This window comes from Halomonas sp. ND22Bw, from assembly GCF_003011945.1.
GTDB classification, from domain to species: domain Bacteria; phylum Pseudomonadota; class Gammaproteobacteria; order Pseudomonadales; family Halomonadaceae; genus Halomonas; species Halomonas halophila.
In genome coordinates, this window is record NZ_PXWD01000174.1 from 1 (window position 1) to 447 (window position 447).

The 447-nt window shown below is 69.1% G+C and carries 1 protein-coding gene; it reads right to left on the bottom strand.

The annotated features are described in order from the left end of the window. Nucleotides 1-447, bottom strand: a 447-nt coding sequence (locus CVH10_RS17545) for a TVP38/TMEM64 family protein (RefSeq protein ID WP_146142993.1), incomplete at both ends; no start/stop codon positions are given.

The window sequence follows — 447 nt, forward strand, 5'->3', positions numbered from 1 at the left end:
CTCGCCGCCCCGAACGCCATGTTCACGACGATGAACGGCGCCGACGGCACGTTGCGGATCATGAAGCTGGCGTGGAACGCGTTCTTGCCGACGAACCGCGTCAGCCGTCCGACCGTCTTGCCGCCGTGTCGCGCCAGCAGCCGCGCCGTGGGTCCGCGTCCCAGCCAGTAGGTCACGCCCGCAGACACGACCGTCGCGATCCAGCTGTATAGGAAGCCGAACCACGGCCCGAACGCCACGACGCAGGCGGCGATCAGGATGAATTGCGGCGCGCCGAAGAAGGCCGAAACCGTGAACACCACGATGGCGGCCACCAGCCCCCAGGGCCCCTGACGGAACCCGGCCAGCCAGTCTTCCAGCCGCCCTTCGGCCTCCAGCCCCAGTTGGCTCTTGCCCACAGCGAACAGGGCGATCATCGCGCCCAGCAGCAGGGCCGTCGCCAGCACG